18 protein-coding genes are annotated in these 15,471 nt (G+C 63.1%); 13 read left to right on the forward strand and 5 right to left on the reverse strand.

The annotated features are described in order from the left end of the window. The first annotated feature begins 237 nt into the window (after positions 1–237). Positions 238–534 carry a hypothetical protein gene (locus tag PGX04_RS13825; RefSeq protein ID WP_273739046.1) on the forward strand — a complete coding sequence of 99 codons (297 nt, stop codon included), beginning with the start codon at positions 238–240 and terminating at the stop codon, positions 532–534. Continuing rightward, positions 531–716, forward strand: a complete 186-nt coding sequence (locus PGX04_RS13830; RefSeq protein WP_273739047.1) for a hypothetical protein — start codon at positions 531–533, stop codon at positions 714–716. Before PGX04_RS13825 ends, PGX04_RS13830 begins: the two co-directional genes overlap by 4 nt. 1 nt (position 717) lies before the next feature. Here the strand turns inward: PGX04_RS13830 and PGX04_RS13835 are convergent, their stop codons facing one another. Beyond that, positions 718–1,986 (reverse strand): tyrosine-type recombinase/integrase, encoded by a 1,269-nt coding sequence (locus PGX04_RS13835; protein WP_273739048.1) that lies wholly within the window; start codon positions 1,984–1,986, stop codon positions 718–720. A 184-nt stretch (positions 1,987–2,170) separates the two neighbouring features. After that, the gene (locus PGX04_RS13840) at positions 2,171–3,256 is read right to left on the reverse strand and encodes a succinylglutamate desuccinylase/aspartoacylase family protein (RefSeq protein ID WP_273739049.1); all 1,086 of its coding nucleotides are present in this window, start codon (positions 3,254–3,256) and stop codon (positions 2,171–2,173) included. Between the two features lie 186 nt (positions 3,257–3,442). On the opposite strand from PGX04_RS13840, the gene PGX04_RS13845 reads away from it, so the two are divergent. Next, on the forward strand, positions 3,443–4,195 hold the full coding sequence (locus PGX04_RS13845; protein WP_273739050.1) for a GNAT family N-acetyltransferase: 753 nt from the start codon (positions 3,443–3,445) through the stop codon (positions 4,193–4,195). 528 nt (positions 4,196–4,723) lie between these two features. Here PGX04_RS13845 and PGX04_RS13850 read toward each other — a convergent pair. Beyond that, the gene (locus tag PGX04_RS13850; protein WP_273739051.1) at positions 4,724–5,926 is read right to left on the reverse strand and encodes a pyridoxal phosphate-dependent aminotransferase; all 1,203 of its coding nucleotides are present in this window, start codon (positions 5,924–5,926) and stop codon (positions 4,724–4,726) included. A 2-nt stretch (positions 5,927–5,928) separates the two neighbouring features. Beyond that, on the reverse strand, positions 5,929–6,414 hold the full coding sequence (locus PGX04_RS13855) for an Lrp/AsnC family transcriptional regulator (RefSeq protein WP_273739052.1): 486 nt from the start codon (positions 6,412–6,414) through the stop codon (positions 5,929–5,931). Between the two features lie 302 nt (positions 6,415–6,716). On the opposite strand from PGX04_RS13855, the gene PGX04_RS13860 reads away from it, so the two are divergent. The 9 genes from PGX04_RS13860 (at position 6,717) to PGX04_RS13900 (ending at position 14,140) form a co-directional block, all read left to right on the forward strand. After that, the gene (locus tag PGX04_RS13860) at positions 6,717–7,715 is read left to right on the forward strand and encodes a HEAT repeat domain-containing protein (protein WP_273739053.1); all 999 of its coding nucleotides are present in this window, start codon (positions 6,717–6,719) and stop codon (positions 7,713–7,715) included. A gap of 68 nt (positions 7,716–7,783) precedes the next feature. Beyond that, positions 7,784–7,978 (forward strand): hypothetical protein, encoded by a 195-nt coding sequence (locus tag PGX04_RS13865; protein ID WP_273739054.1) that lies wholly within the window; start codon positions 7,784–7,786, stop codon positions 7,976–7,978. Further along, a complete protein-coding gene (locus PGX04_RS13870) occupies positions 7,975–9,105 on the forward strand; it encodes a FecCD family ABC transporter permease (RefSeq protein WP_273739056.1) in 1,131 nt (376 codons plus the stop codon). Before PGX04_RS13865 ends, PGX04_RS13870 begins: the two co-directional genes overlap by 4 nt. Continuing rightward, positions 9,106–9,261 (forward strand): hypothetical protein, encoded by a 156-nt coding sequence (locus PGX04_RS13875; protein ID WP_273739057.1) that lies wholly within the window; start codon positions 9,106–9,108, stop codon positions 9,259–9,261. 74 nt (positions 9,262–9,335) lie between these two features. Further along, positions 9,336–10,475 (forward strand): ABC transporter substrate-binding protein, encoded by a 1,140-nt coding sequence (locus PGX04_RS13880; protein ID WP_273739058.1) that lies wholly within the window; start codon positions 9,336–9,338, stop codon positions 10,473–10,475. Further along, positions 10,472–11,650: an ABC transporter substrate-binding protein gene (locus tag PGX04_RS13885; protein ID WP_273739059.1), complete on the forward strand. Its 1,179-nt coding sequence runs from the start codon at positions 10,472–10,474 to the stop codon at positions 11,648–11,650. The genes PGX04_RS13880 and PGX04_RS13885 overlap by 4 nt, the downstream gene beginning before the upstream one ends. Then, positions 11,651–11,824, forward strand: a complete 174-nt coding sequence (locus PGX04_RS13890) for a hypothetical protein (protein ID WP_273739060.1) — start codon at positions 11,651–11,653, stop codon at positions 11,822–11,824. A gap of 190 nt (positions 11,825–12,014) precedes the next feature. After that, the gene (locus PGX04_RS13895; protein WP_273739061.1) at positions 12,015–13,217 is read left to right on the forward strand and encodes an ABC transporter substrate-binding protein; all 1,203 of its coding nucleotides are present in this window, start codon (positions 12,015–12,017) and stop codon (positions 13,215–13,217) included. Next, positions 13,214–14,140, forward strand: a complete 927-nt coding sequence (locus PGX04_RS13900; RefSeq protein WP_273739062.1) for an FAD-dependent oxidoreductase — start codon at positions 13,214–13,216, stop codon at positions 14,138–14,140. The genes PGX04_RS13895 and PGX04_RS13900 overlap by 4 nt, the downstream gene beginning before the upstream one ends. Positions 14,141–14,276: 136 nt before the next feature. Here the strand turns inward: PGX04_RS13900 and PGX04_RS13905 are convergent, their stop codons facing one another. After that, positions 14,277–14,930: a hypothetical protein gene (locus PGX04_RS13905; RefSeq protein WP_273739063.1), complete on the reverse strand. Its 654-nt coding sequence runs from the start codon at positions 14,928–14,930 to the stop codon at positions 14,277–14,279. A gap of 123 nt (positions 14,931–15,053) precedes the next feature. On the opposite strand from PGX04_RS13905, the gene PGX04_RS13910 reads away from it, so the two are divergent. Continuing rightward, positions 15,054–15,471: redoxin domain-containing protein (locus PGX04_RS13910; RefSeq protein ID WP_273739064.1), on the forward strand; the 418-nt coding region annotated here is incomplete at its 3' end.

Here is a 15,471-nt window from a genome sequence, read left to right on the forward strand (position 1 = left end):
TACTGATCCACAACGGTCACAAACGGCTACAGTCCGTTTGGGGTCTGCCATTGTATTCACCCAGTTTATCAGCACAACGTCCTATCTATTCATATCCGGCCCTCAGCATTTTGGCCGATCACTACACACGGAAGCTGATCGCGACCGCGCTCAGATGGATCCGCGAGTAACCGGCCTGCTCGTAGTCGCCCTCGGACTCGCCTTCATCGGCGTGATCACTGTGGTGGCGATCGTTCCATGAGCGCGACCACGCAGTCTCCGCGGAACTTCGAGTTCGAGATATCAGCTCACGCCCGACGGCGCTGGGAGAAGCGATCGCCTCAGTCACATCTGGACCCACGGGCAGCGTGGAGCGAGGCGACGTCGGTGCACTACCCGAGTCTCAAGCCGCCTGGCGAGCATGCACGCTACCACGAGTCGACGGATCTCGTCCTGTTGGTGGCCCAAGACGGCACGATGACGACCTGCATCCCGCTGTCGGATCGATCTCCAGACGAACAGCAGTACGTCCGCAATCAGGTGAGCGACCAATGAGCCAATCAGATTCAAAAAGTGAGATACGGTTTATAGACACCGACGAAGACGATCCGCTGAGCTTCTGCCGACAGCATCCCGATGCGGTCCGGGAGGCGAAGCAGCAAGCCGAAGAAGAGGGATACAACGCGTTCGCAGCAGCCTGCGATGCTGTGTTGGAAGAGGTTGATCCGGATGAGTAACTCACTCCGACGTGTCAGCGTCAACCTGGACGTCGTTCGTGGCCAGCGCGCTCAAGATCTCACTCACACCGAGTTGGACGTGTTCCCCGTCGGCGTCGACGATGAACTGAGAGCCTTCGGCAGTCGCTTCTTTCGTGGCCTCACGAGCCTCCGGAGTCACGGCATCGCCACACCGCGGGCAGTAGTCATGATACGGCGCGATGGGTTCGAGGCAGTTTCCACAGGGTTGGCGTTCCTGCGACGGCCCATCGTCACTGTCTCCGAGTCCAACCTTCTCGAAGATAGCGTCGTTGTGTTGCTCGCCGGAGATGTGTTCGTACGTACTCCACATGTTGGAGTCAACCGTCCAGTGGACCCGGTGTTCGACCTCTGCACGGTCGTAGCCTTCGCGACGCATTCGCGTGATCGCGCTGTGGCGGAAGTTATGGGGGTTGACCGGCTTCTCGATATCGGCCTTCTCGGCTGCTCGGTGGAGCTGGTTCCTGATGGTCTGCGGGGCGAGCGAGCCATCGTCTCCCTCGAGGTCGTTGCCATGCCCCTCCATCTTGTGGAAGAAGGCGACATCGTCACGATCGGGGCGCGGGTGGACGCGATGGAGGTAGGTTCGCAGCGTTGCCTTGGCGTCGATGATCGGATAGGGGCGGATTCCCGCGCCCTTCAGCCCCGACGCGTTCGGGTTCGGTGTGAACGTCGCCTGGTCGCTTTCGAGATCGACATCGCCGACCCGCAGAGAACCGACGAGCGAGATGCGGGCACCGGTATCAGCGAGGAACTCGACGAGTGCGATATCTCGGAGGTTGTTTGCGCCGTCACACAGCGCTTTGATGTCCTCGTTCGTCAGGATATCGTCCTCGGTGACCGGCGTCGAGTCAGGGGTGACCAGTTCGATATCTTCGGCCCAGGAAAAGTCCGTCTCGACGAGGCTGTCGATCGTCGTGAGGAACTTCTTCAACGCGAACTGGTATGTTTGGACGGTCTTGGCGGCGAATCCGGGCGTGTCGCCTCGGCCATACTCCGGCGAGTGTTGCAGCTCGAAGATGAACTCGTCGAAGCTGTCCTCGTCGAGATCGATGAGCGGTTGGTCAAGGCGCCTCGCGTTGAGTCTGAGATTTCCCAGGTATTCGGCCATGCTGCTGGTCTTCACTCGACCGTCGCACTTCCGGACGAATCGCTTGACGTAGGGCTGGTCCTTGGGGTGAAACTCGTCGATGCGATCGAGTTGCTGCTGAAACCGGCGATCGAAACTCTGGAAATCGTCAATGTCACCCATACCACCACAATGAGAGTCCGCTATTATAATACTGAGTCAGGTAAAGAAGTTACTTTTATCTCTTCCGCCCATATTTAGTGCGCAACAGTGCCGGCGAAAATAAAACTGATTTTTCCACAAAGGCCGAATCAGTTCGGGCGCCCCCTCCCGGATGTCCGACTTCCCGGCGGCAGTCGGCAGTCCCTCAGAGATCCGATCGCGAACTCTTCGTCGTCCGCTCGCGCTCGAGGGCCGTGAGCGTGTCCTGCGAGAGGCCGACCAGGTGACAGAGCGGGTTCCCCGGGTAGACGACCGGGTTCTCGAGGACGCCGACGATGAGGCCGGTGAAGGGGGCCTCGACCGTGACGATGTCTTCCTCCTCTTTGAACGGGTTCGTGATCGTACAGATCACCTCGCCCTCCTCGACGAGCGCGCCGCGACCGCGTTTCATGTCGACGATGCCGCCGGCGTCCGCGCGGAGCCAGGTTTTCTCGTTGTCGTCGTCGATGATCGTCCGCCAGCCGGGCCAGTGGACCGACGACCGTCGGTGGCAGCCGAACTCCGCGAGGACGCTCGCGACGCCGGTGAGCGCGCGGTCGATCAGCCGACGCTGAAATCGGTGGGCCTCGCCCATTTCGACGGTGATCGTGGGGATACCGGCTTCGGTCGCCTCGCGGCGTAGCGTCCCCGACGGCCCCTCGCCGGCGATGATGACGTTCGAACTGAACGCCATGGCGAGTCTGCCGACGTCGGAGCGCTCCATGTTCGCCCGGACGTGGAGCATGTTCGTTCGCCCTCGCGTGGAGGTATGGAAGTCGATCCCGAGGTCACAGGGTTCGATGAAATTGGTGAAGATCCGGTGCGCCATCCGTCTGGCACTCGTCGACCCCTCCCGACCGGGGAACGATCGGTTCAGATCCCGGTCGTAGATCGGCAGATACCGCTCCTGTGCGAGGAAGCCGGGAACGTTCATCACCGGCAGGCACACCAGCGTCCCGTGGAGCACGGAGTGGTCCCAGTCGTGGGCGACCTCGCGAACGACCTCGATCCCGTTGAGTTCGTCGCCGTGGGCCGCCGCCGAGAGAAAGACCGTCGGCCCGGGATGTTCGCCGTTGATCACCGTGACGGGGATCCTGACGGGATCGCCGAGATACGTCTCGCTGATGCCGTATCGAATGTTCGCCGATTCACCAGGATCGACCCGGCCGCCGTTGTAGGTAAAGGCCTCGGCCATCGTTTCGGATCCGCCCGCTCGGTCGGGTGGCTCGCTCGTCCCTGCGTCGTCGCTCATATGACGTGCTCCGGCGGCACCACCGTGAATGTTCTCCCTTCAGTATCGTCGGGCGACTCGCGTTCCACCCGCTCGAGTGGTTCCGTATTTCGTTTTCCGGAGAAAAAACGGTTTCCCGACGACTCGGTCAGGCAAAAGCTGGGACTGTGGGCATACGTTTTGTATCTGGCTGTGCTACGGACAGCCATGGAAGTTCGTGAAGCAACTGACTCGGACGCCGCAGCGATTCGCTCGATCGCACACGACTCGCTCAACTCCACGTACACGGCATTTCTCGAGGAGGAAACCATCGACGAGGCGATCGACCAGTGGTACGGCGACCCGCTCGCCGACAAACTCGCCGACGACCGCTCGCTCTTTCTGATCGTCGAGCGCGACGGCGAAATCGCCGGCTTCTCGCAGAGCGAACTGGTCGGCCAGCAGGCGAACACCGGCCACTTGCTCTGGCTGCACGTCCACCCCGACCACCGCGGCGACGCCACGGGCGTTCGATTGCTGGTCCGCACTCGCGAAGCGTTACTCGAGGACGGAGCGGACGGAGTCCAGTGTTTCGTTCTCGCGGACAACGAGGGCGGCAACGAGTTCTACCGATCCCACGGCTTCGAGCAGGCCGGTCAGCGCGAGGTCGATATCGGCGACGAAACCTTCACGGAAAACGTCTACGTCGAGGCCGGCCTCGAGGGCGACGGCGAGTGGGGGGCGATCGACGAAGTCACGACCGACGGCGAGACGGTCTACGTGAGCTACGGGGAAGCCGCTCGCGGGACGAGGTCGCCGTTCTACACGGCCTACAAGAGCGAGGATCGCCACGACCGCTACGCCTGGTTCTGCGGGAACTGCGACTCGATCGACAACGCGATGGACGCGATGGGTCGGATCGAGTGCAACAACTGCGGCAACCGGCGCAAGGCGACCCGGTGGGACGCGTCGTACCTCTAGCAGAGTCGGCCCTTCCGTCCTGCCCCTATTCTCCTCTCCGATGAGTTCCCCTTTGACGGTTGGCTCCACCCCTGGCTCTGTTGAAAGTCATGTCTCACTCCAGACCGACCATCCGGCGTGCGGTGGCGCGCGCTGTTGACCGGCCGAGTAACGCGAGGCCGGTCGACGATCTCGTGCGAGGGATGAGTGAGCGCCGTGCGGCGCGAACGTTAGCGCGGGACCTCCGGTCCCGCGAACCATACGAACGGTGCGCGGTTCGGAGCGACTGCCGGGAGCGAGAACCGCGAGGTGAACGGGGAACGAGGTGACCCGTGAACGGGCCTTCGGCCCGTGAGTAGCAATCGGCTGGGGAGGGCGTGGCGATTCCCTGTTGCCACGATAACAGGACACTTCTTTCATCGGACTCACTATCGAACACCCTGCTCAGTACCCTGACTCTATTGGGCAGACGTACTGTGAGAAGTCAGCAACCCAATCCAACTCGATCCGGCGCTCGAGGCCATCCCTCGAGGCCGCCCCCGCCTCGACTCAGGCGTGTTCGTCGACGAACGCTTCGATCCGATTGAGCGCCTGACGGAGCTCCTCGAGCCCGGTCGCGTAGGAGACCCGAAGGTGGCCCTCACCGCTCCCGCCGAAGACGTCGCCGGGGACGACGGCGACGCCCTGTTCGCGCAGGAGGGCCTCGGCGAACTCCTCCGCGGTGAACCCCTCGGGAACCTCGGGGAAGCAGTAGAACGCGCCCTTGGCCTCGAAGACGTCCATGCCGATCTCGCGAAATCGCGAGAGGACGAACTGTCGCCGGCGGTCGTACTGGTCAACCATCTCCCGGACGTCGTTGGCACAGGAGTCCAGGGCCTCGAGCGCGGCGTACTGGGCCGTCGTCGGGGCCGACAACATCGTGTACTGGTGGATCTTGTTCATCGCGCCGATGGCGTCGGCCGGCCCGAGCGCGTACCCCAGACGGAGCCCGGTCATCGCGTGGGCCTTCGAGAAGCCGTTGAAGACGATGGTGCGCTCGCGCATCCCCTCGAGGGTCGCGATCGAGGTGTGCTCGCCGCCGGAAGACTCCGTCTTCCGAGCGGACGAGTGTGACTCGTCAACGTCGTAGGTCAACTCGGCGTAAATCTCGTCGGAAAGGACCGTCAGATCGTGCTCGCGGACGAAGTCGGCGATCGGCTCGAGGTCCGCAGCCGGCATGATCGCCCCCGTCGGGTTGTTCGGGTAACAGAGGACGAGCATGTCCGCGTCGGCCGCGCCGGCTCGCTCGAGGCCGTCGACCGTCAGCCGGAAGTCGTCTTCCTCCCTCGTCGGGACGGGAAGCACCTCGCCGCCGGCGAAAATGACGCCGGGTTCATACGAGATGTACGACGGCTGGGCGATCGCGACCGTGTCGCCGGGATCGACGAACGCCCGGAAGGCCAGGTCGACCGCCTCGCTCGCGCCGGCGGTGACGATGATCTCCTCGTCGGGATCGTACCCCAGATCGAAGCGGTCGGCGACGTAGTCCGCGATCGCTTCGCGGAGGTCGCGCTTGCCGCGGTTCGCTGTATAGGAGGTCTTTCCCTGCTCGAGCGACGTGATGGCGGCGTCGCGAGCCGCCCACGGCGCTGCGAAGTCGGGTTCGCCGACGCCCAGTGAGATGACCTCGTCGCGTTCCTCGGCGATCTCGAAGAAGCGCCGAATGCCCGATGGCGGGACCGTCTGCACCCGGTCTGACAGTTCGAACGTCATGATCAGGGTGAAAAGGAGAGGCGATCGTCGCCCTCTCCGTCGCCGAGCTCGATCCCGTTCTCCTTGTAAGAGGTCATCACGTAGTGAGTGACCGTCTGGGTGATCTCGGGGACCGGCGCGACCTTCTCGCTGATGAACTGCGAAACCTCGCGGATGGAGTCGCCCTCGACTTCCATATCGAAGTCGTAATCGCCGCTGATCAGCCGCAGGGCTTTGACCTCCGGGAACCGAGCGAGGCGCTCCGCGATGTCGTCGTATCCCGTCTCGCGGTCGAGCGTGACGTTCAACTCGACTTCGGCGCGGACGCGTTCGTCTTCCAGTTTGTCCCAGTCGACGACCGCCTGGTAGCCCCGGACGAGGCCCGCTGCCTCGAGTTCCTCGATGGTTGCCTCGACCTCCTGCTCCTCGAGGTCGGTCATTCGCGCGATGTCCGCCGTGGAGTAGCGCGCGTTCTCACGAAGCAACTCGAGCACCTCGCGTTCGCTCATACCGCTTGGAAGCGCGAGCGCGAGTAAAGTTCTAACGTTGTTCGGCCGGCGGACCGCGGCGGGCCCGGAGTGCGCCGACTCCCTGCGGGATCGGCCCCGAGACCCGACGTCTTCCTGCGGGGGCCCGTTCGGTGGCACCCGAATTCGAAATCGCGCGACGTTCGTCGTCGCGGAGGCCCCCGTCGGCCGTCCGTATTCGATCCCGATCCGCTGCCGATCGCTGTAGGTGCGCGGCAGTCCGGCTTCGATGGCGGACTTTTTACACCGGTACACCGGAATTTACGAGACGATTCGAGGTATCTATGGACGATCCGAGACAGCCGCCGTCGATCGACCGACTCGAGGATTTCTTCGCGGAGGAACCGCGAGCGCAACTCGTGACGTGGGTCGAACAGCTCACGGAGCGCGACGCGAGGACGCGGAAAGAAGCGCTCCGGACACTCCGACAGTTCGCCGAACGGCGGCCGGCCGCGCTCGAGCCCGTACTGACGCCGCTGGCGCTATTTCTCACTGACGAGGAGCGCTCGATTCGCCTGACGACTGCGAAACTGTTCGTCGTCGTCGCCGAGGCCGAACCTGACGCGGTCACGTCGGTCGTCTCACCCCTCGCTGACCGGTTGGCCGACGACGACGAGTTCTACTACGTGCGCGCTCGTTCGGCGGAGGCGCTGGGTTACGTCGCGCGCGACCATCCGGAAGCGGTCGCGTCACCCGAGGTGCTGGCGGACCTGCGAATCGGCCTGTCGTTCGACGAACCCGAGGTGAGAGAGAAGTTGGCGAAAGCGCTCGAATACGTGGCACTGGGAGATCAGGATCGACTCCGTCATCACGTTGCGGACCTGGCCGGGCATCTGACTGATTCGAACGAACTCGTTCGGTATCACCTCTGCACCGCACTGGTTGCGGTCGGCTGTGAATATCCGGACGCGTTGTCCGAGAGCGTTACTGCGTTGTCCGAGCGGCTAGACGACGAGAGTCCTTACGTTCGGGGACGGGCGGCCGAGGCGTTGGGCTTGCTGGCCCGGTCGGATTCGGACGTGACGATACCCGACGTGAGTTCGGCCGCGGACGACGACGCCGTGTCGTTCCTCGCCGATCGAGTCCGCTATGTGATCGACGGAGACGACGGGCCGGGTGATGCCGTACCTGCGGAGATTGGAACGATCGAGGCGATCCGTGAGCGAACCGACGAGGTCGTCGGGGAAATCACCGCTCCCAACGGCGACGAGTGCCCCTATTGCGGGCTCTCGCTCCCCGAACCGGGACCACCGATCTGTCCGCAATGCGGTGGCCCTCGCTGACGCGCCGCGTTAATTAGGCCAGCCTAAAAATCGGAACGGTTTTATGTTTTAGGTGGGCCTAAATCAGTATGACGGGCGAATCAGGGGAGATCGACGGACTGGCTCGACGAGAACGCGTGAAGGACGGTGGGACGGTCATCGGCAGCGTGTCGACCCCGGGAGAGTCGTCGCTATCCGGTATCGGTGGCGAATCACCCGACGGAACGACGAGTTGTTCCTCGCATACCGCCCCGATCGAACAAACCGGTGTGCGCCGACGATGAGCGGGAAGAAGTCGAGCGTCGCGACGGGAGAGCCTGCGACATCGCGACGAAACGAGACGCGGTTCGGGTGGCTCCTCGATCCGAAACTCGCCACGGTGGTACTCGGTAGCCTCGCCATCGTGTTCGTCGGCGGGCTGATACAGGTGAGCTACGGTGCCTACTCGATGACGCACACGGAGGCGTGGCTCGCGCTCTTCAACCCGAACGTGGTGTTCAATCCGCAGGCCTGGGACGCGTTCTTACTCGGCGAGGCGGTGCCCGAGATGAGCACCGAAAGTCTCATCGTCTGGAACATCCGTCTCCCGCGGGTGTTCGTCGCGGTCCTCGTCGGGATGAACCTCGCCGTCTCGGGGGCTATCTTTCAGGCGGTGACCCGGAACGAACTCGCGAGCCCGTTCATCCTCGGCGTTTCCTCCGGGGCGGGGCTTATGATTTTGCTGACCCTCGTCGTGTTCGGGAGTCTAACGGCGTTTCTTCCGCTGATCGCGGCCTTCGGCGGGGCCGGTGCGTTTCTCATCGTCTACGTGATCGCCTGGAAGAACGGCACCTCACCGGTCCGACTGGTGCTCGCCGGCGTGATCGTCGGAACGGTCTTCGGCTCGTTGCAGACGGCGCTGTTTTTCTTCGCGGACGATATCGGCGTCGTCCAGTCGGCCATCGCCTGGACCACCGGTTCGCTTACCGGGACCGACTGGGAGCAGGTCCGGCTCGTACTGCCGTGGACGATCGGGGTCGTTATACTCTCCATCACGGGCTCGCGCCAGATGAACGTCCTCTTGCTGGGCGAGCAGACGGCGAAGTCGCTGGGGATGTCGATCGAGAAAGTGCGGTTCGCGCTCTCGGGGGTCGCGGTCCTCGCGGCGGCGGCGAGCATCGCCGTCGCCGGTATCGTCGGGTTCGTCGGCCTCATCGTCCCGCACATGGTTCGAAATCTGGTCGGGAGCGACTCGAAGAAACTGGTCATCGGCTGCCTGTTCGTCGGTCCGGCGTTGATGGTCGCCGCCGACGTGGGCGCGCGACTCGCGTTGAGTCCCACGCAGATTCCCGTCGGCATCGTCACCGGACTCATCGGCGGCCCGTACTTCCTCTATCTGATGCGAAAACAGGAGAACATGGGTAAAATCTGAATGGGACGCGCCGTTACGGACGGGCGACGGACGAGCGAACCGAGAGACGCAGCCGTCGCCGAGTCGTTGGACGCTGGTGCAGTCACCGCACTCGTCGGCGATATCGACGACCACCTCGAGCCGGACGCTCACGGGACGATCGGAGATCGGCGATGAGTTTTAGGCCCGCCTAATAATCGATGGAGTTTTAATGTTTTAGGTTAGCCAAAAAATATGGAGGGGATGAGACGATGCGCGAAGCACCGACACGCAGAGACACGCTAAAGTACGGCGGGGCGCTCGCAACCGGCGCTACCCTCGCTGGCTGTTCGGATCTCGTCGGACAGGCGGGGGATGCGGAGACCGAGACCGAATCGCACTCCGTGACGATGGAACCGATGGGGAACGTTACGTTCCACCAGGTGCCCGAGCGATGGGCCGCGTACGACGGCGGCTACGCCGATATGGCCGTCGCACTGGGGCAGGCCGATGGATTGACGGGCATCGGTGGTGCGGATCGCTACTATACCTACGTCTACGACGAACTGCCCGGCGTGACCGTCGATCAAGACGTCCTCGAGCGATATCCCGAAGTTCGAACCAGAGAGGAGTTCTACGAGCTCGAGAGCGACGTGCACCTGTACGATACCCAGATGCTCGTCAACTGGTTCGACTGGAGCGACGGAGATATCGAGGAGATCGCGTCGAACGTCGCGCCGTTCGTCGGCAATCTGATCTTCCGACGATCCGATGGGTGGCACGACTATCGCTACTACACGCTGTACGAGGCTTTCGAAATCGTCGCCGAGGTGTTCCAGCAGCGGGAACGCTACGAGGCATTCAGCGAACTCCACACCGAGTTCATCGCGTCGATACGGGAGCGGCTCCCGTCGGCTGACGACCGACCGGAGGTCTTCCTCACCTTCGAGGGGACCGAGGAACCGGAGACGTTCTCGCCGTATCGACTCGACGATGCGGGGACGAGCAAGAAACAGTGGCGCGACCTCGGCGTCCACGACGCGCTGACGAGGACGGACATCGACAACCTCAGCACCACGAACCGCGGTGAACTCGATTACGAGAACCTCCTTGAGATCGACCCCGACGTGATTCTCGTCCGCGGCCACGAGCGAAAATCCGCCACGGAGTTCCGGGACGTCGTTCTCGACTACATGCAGAATCATCCCGTCGGGAGCGAGCTCACCGCCGTCCGGAACGGGCGAGTGTATCGCGGCGGCTACCTCAATCAGGGACCAATTCACAATCTCTTCCTGACCGAGCGAGCGGCGAAGCAGCTGTTCCCCGATGCGTTCGGGGACGTGACCGGTGACGAGCAACTGTTCGACCGGCAGGAAGTCGCGGACATTATCAACGGAAAGTTCGACCGATGAACGACAATACCGACAGAATGACTGGAGCACCGACGCGGCGAGACTACATGAAGTACGGTGGAACGGTCGTCGGTGGCGGGCTGCTGGCGGGCTGTTCGGACCTCGTCGGCCAGCGCGAACCGGATTCGTCCGGCGACGGCTCGTATTCGGTGACGATGGCCCCGATGGGCGAGGTTTCGTTCGACTCGCCGCCCGAGAGCATCTTCACGCGGCTGACTCACCACGCAGGCATGGCGTTCGCCCTCGGGCGGGGGGACGACGTCAACGCGATGCACGCGCCCGACTACTACGACCAGCTCTGGAACCAGTTTACCGAACGACTGCCGGGCGTCACGTTGGACTGGACGGGATTGTATTCCTCATGGGATCCGGACAAGGGAAGGCTCTACGAGCTCGACAGCGATATCCACCTCGCCGACCCGGCGAGCGTGAACGCCCTCGATAGCTGGAGCATGACGGATATCGAGGAGGTGCGAGAAACCGTCTCACCCTGGTTCGGGAACAAATTCAGCGACAGACACGACGAGCCGCCGACCGAGTGGGCCGATCACTACGAGTATTACACCCTCTGGGAGCTGTTCGAGAAGGTCGCAGCGGCGTTCCGTGAGGAATCGAGATACGACGCGCTCGAGACGATTCACGCGGACCTACTGAAAACGATCGAGGAGAACCTCCCACCGGAACGGGAGCGTCCGACCGCAGTTCTGGCGGGGATGAGCGACATCGAGAGCATGTACGTCTACACGCTGGACGCGCCCGGGTTTCTGACGGCGCACGTGCGCCCGCTCGGTCCGATCGGTGCCCTGGGTGACGACATCTCCTCCGGCGACACGATCGATATGGAAGGGCTGCTCGAGGCCGATCCCGACGTTCTCTTCTCACTGGGCGGGATGCACCCCCAAACCGATATGCCCGGAATTCGATCGGCATTGCGGAATCACGCCGTCGGACGAGAGCTCTCCGCGGTCGAAAGCGGTCGCGTCTACGCGCAGGGGGCGCGCTACCAGGGGCCGATCCTGAACCTGTTCCAGCTCGAGATGACCGCGAAACAGCTCTATCCCGAAATATTCGGGGAGTGGCCGACCTACACCGAGGGTCCGTATCCGGAGATTCCGGAAGACGAACGGCTGTTCGACCGGCAGGCGGTCGCAGACATCATCGCGGGGGACCGCTGAATGCGCGCTCGAGAGTGGGCGATCGCGGGAGCGTTCCGCGAGCCGTCAGACTACGACATCCCCGACCTGCCGTCGTGGCGAGTGCGTCGCAGCGAGTGTGGCGGCCTGGCGTTCGCCGCCGGGGACGATGAGCCGTTCATCGCCGCCGATCAGCCAGTGAGGGCCAGACGATAACGACGACCGATGATTCACGCCACTACCGACACGACGTACGGAAGACGCGGTAACTCCGTCTCGAGTCGATCCACGCACGTATGCGAAACGAGCCTTGCAAGAGACGGTGACGACGCTCCCGGCGTCCGCGAAGTTGAACAGCGATTCGACCGCCGGCAGATTACAGACTGCAGTGACGAACCTACCACCAATGAGTGACAATACCGACAGCACGACCGAGATATCGACACGCAGAGACACGCTGAAATTCGGTAGCACGCTGGTCACGGGGAGTGTACTGGCCGGCTGTTCGGACTTGGTCGGACAGGACGACGCGACACAACGGAACGACGGGCAGGGATCGTACGAGGCGTGCATCGAGCCCGTCGGTTGTCTCTCCCTCGAGGACGTCCCAGAGACGTACGCCGTCTACAACGGGGGGTGGGCTGACATGGCGTTTGCGCTTGGCCAGCGTGACGGGTTCCGTACCGCCGGCAATATGATTCCAGGGTTCCTCTTCGAGCCGTTTGGTCTCGACACCCCCACACAGGAGGAGTTGCCGGCGATGTGGTCGGAGGACAGTTGGGATAAAGAGAGCTTCTACGAACTCGAACCGGACGTGTTCCTGATCGATCCCGAGTATCTCCACGGCGTCGGCTGGGATGCCAACTGGGACGAAGAAGACACGGTCGAGATCAGTGAGACCGTCGCGCCCTTTTTCGGGAACAACATGCGCCGCCGACGCGAGTTCCACGATTACAAACTGTATACCCTCTACGAGGGATTCGAGCGGCTAGCAGACCTGTTTCAGGAACGAGAGCGATACGAGGCGTTTGCTGCAGTCCACAACGAACTCCAGTCGGAGATTCGGTCTCGGCTGCCGCCTGAATCGGAGCGTCCGCAGGTCGGTCTCATCAACTGTGGATCGATCCCGGCTTCGGGGCAGTTCTACCCGCTGTATGCGAACAGTGAGGGGTATGAAATGAAGCCGTTCCGCGACCTCAACGTACAGAGCGCGTTCTCGAGGGATCTAGAGGAAGGCGGCCAGATCAGTTACGAGCGATTACTGGAAATCGACCCGGAAATCATTCTCGTCCACTGGGGAATCGGGACGACGGGTGAGACGAACCAGTTCTCCGCATCAGCGTTCCACGACCAGTACGTGAGACCGATGGAAGAAGATGCGGTTGGCAGTCAACTGACGGCCGTTCGAGAGGACGCCGTCTATCCCGGCCAATACGGTGAACAGGGCCCTATCGTGAACCTCCTGCAGACGGAGATGACCGCCCAACAGCTCTACCCTGATGCGTTTGGCTCGTTCGAACCCGAGTCATTCCCGGAAGTGCCCGAAGCAAACCGGCTATTCGACCGCCAGCGAGTCGCCGATATCATCAACGGAGCGTTCGAACGATGAGTTCGATCGATACCGCTCGAGCGGAAACACCGTTCGATCACGATGTCGTCGTCGTTGGCGGCGGTCCCGCGGGCTGTGCAGCAGGCGTCTTCACGGCCCGGTACGGCTTGGACACGGTCATCTTCGATCGCGGGCGGTCCTCGATTCAGCGATGTGCCTACCTCGAGAACTACCTCGGCTTCCCCGCGGGGATCGACGTCGAGACGCTGTACGGGCTGCTGCACGACCACGCCGAGGAGGCGGGGTGCGAGATCGGTTCCGATCTCGTCGAGTCGCTCGAGCGCGTCGACGACGGCGAGGGCTTTCTCATCAGCCCGCAGGAAGGAGAACCGGTCACCGCGCGTCGAGTGATCGCGGCCACGCGCTACGACGGTGAGTACATGCGCGGTCTCGACGACGAGACGGCGATGTTCGAGACGCACGAACACGACGGCGAGGAACACGAGCACTTCGACAAGGGGTACGCCGAGAGCGACGGGACGACGCCGGTCGACGGGCTCTTCGTCGCGTCGCCGTACGGCGAGACCGGCTATCAGGCGAGCATGGCCGCCGGACGCGGCACGCGGGTCGGGATCACCGTCGTCGAGGACGTTCGACGGGAAGCCGGGTACCCCGACGCCGTGGCGAACTACTACGACTGGATGCGACGAGAGGCGGAACTGGACGGCGAGTGGAGCGACCGGGATCGGTGGCGAACGTATTTCGACGACCGAGTGCCCGATGATCACGACCTCGAGGCGGATCGCCTCGCCGAGATACGCGAGCGGGAAATCGACCGCAGGCTCGAGACGTATCTCGCCGACGACGAGATCGAGCGGCGGATCGAACGCGGACACGAACGACTGCTCGAGCACATCGACGACGACCTGATCGTCGAAGCGGCGCGCGAAATCGAAACCGAACGCGAGAACGGCGGATCGTGATCTCACTCCCGACAGGACGATGGCGGATCCCGGACGCCGCTCGAAGCCGATGCCGTCCCACGGCCGCGCTCGGGAGTGATGCGCTATCCGCTACGCGCGGCAGAAACTGCGCAGACAACGTCGTAACCGGCACGAGTCAGCGATAATTCTTGAACAGAAGCGCCCGGACGTCGTCTTTCGTCTGGACCTGTTCGCTCGAGCCGTCCGGGAGTTCGACGCTGTACCGGTAGTCCGCCGAACTCGATTCGTCCCACTTGTCATCGTGGGTCTCGAGCAGGCTCATCATCTCGTCCAACATATCGTCGTCGTCGGCCGAACCATCTGCGTCCGTCCCGTCAGTCGAGACGTCTCCGTCCGCGGCCTCGTCGTCGGCTTCGTCCTCGTCGTTCCCTTCCCCCTCGGTCACCTCGCTCGGTCCGTCGTCGGTCGATCCATCGTCGGCGTCCCCTTCGTTCTCGTCGTCCGACTCGGACGCCGGGTCCTCGCTCTCCTCGTCGACGATCTCGTCGGCCGCCGGCGTCTCACCTTCGACGTAGGAGACCTCCTCGAGTTCGTGCGGATCGGTTTCTCCGTCGATGGCGGCACCGACGGACGCGGCGACGTCGTCGGTGGCCGATGAGTCGAACTCGTCGGCATCGATCTCGATGTCCTCGTCGAGATTGTCGATCAGGAACTGGACGGCGTCGCGTTCCCGGACGAAGCCGTACTTGCCGACGACCGATTCGGAGATCTCCTCGCGGAGGTACTGGATGAACGCGTACTGTTCGTCGGTGACCTTGAGCGTCTTCATACCCTGTCGATGCGGCCGGGGGTACAAATATGTAAGTCGTCTCGCCGGTCTCACGAATCGCTCGCTCGAGCGGGTCGGTTCAGCGAACGTGACGATTAAGGACGAACGAGACGAATCGACGGTATGGTCATGAAAGAGTCCGACTCCGCACTCGCGGCTGGCGACGCCGCGCCCGACTTCGAACTCGAGGGCGTCGACGGCGAGACGTACACGCTCGAGTCGTTCGCCGACGCCGAGGCGCTGTTGGTCGTCTTCACCTGCAATCACTGCCCGTACGCGCAGGCGAAGTTCGAACTGCTGAACGAACTCTCCGCTGCGTACGACGACGTCGCGGTGGTCGGAATCAACCCAAACGACGCCGAGGAGTACCCCGACGACTCCCTCGAGGCGATGCGGGAGTACGTCGCGGACGGGAGCGTCGACTACGACGCCTACCTGCGCGACGAGAGTCAGGCGGTCGCCCGCGAGTACGGCGCGGCCTGTACGCCGGACCCGTTCCTCTTCGCTCGGCGCGCGGCGCAACTCGCCGCGGAGGGGCGAG

Source organism: Natrinema soli (assembly GCF_028618695.1).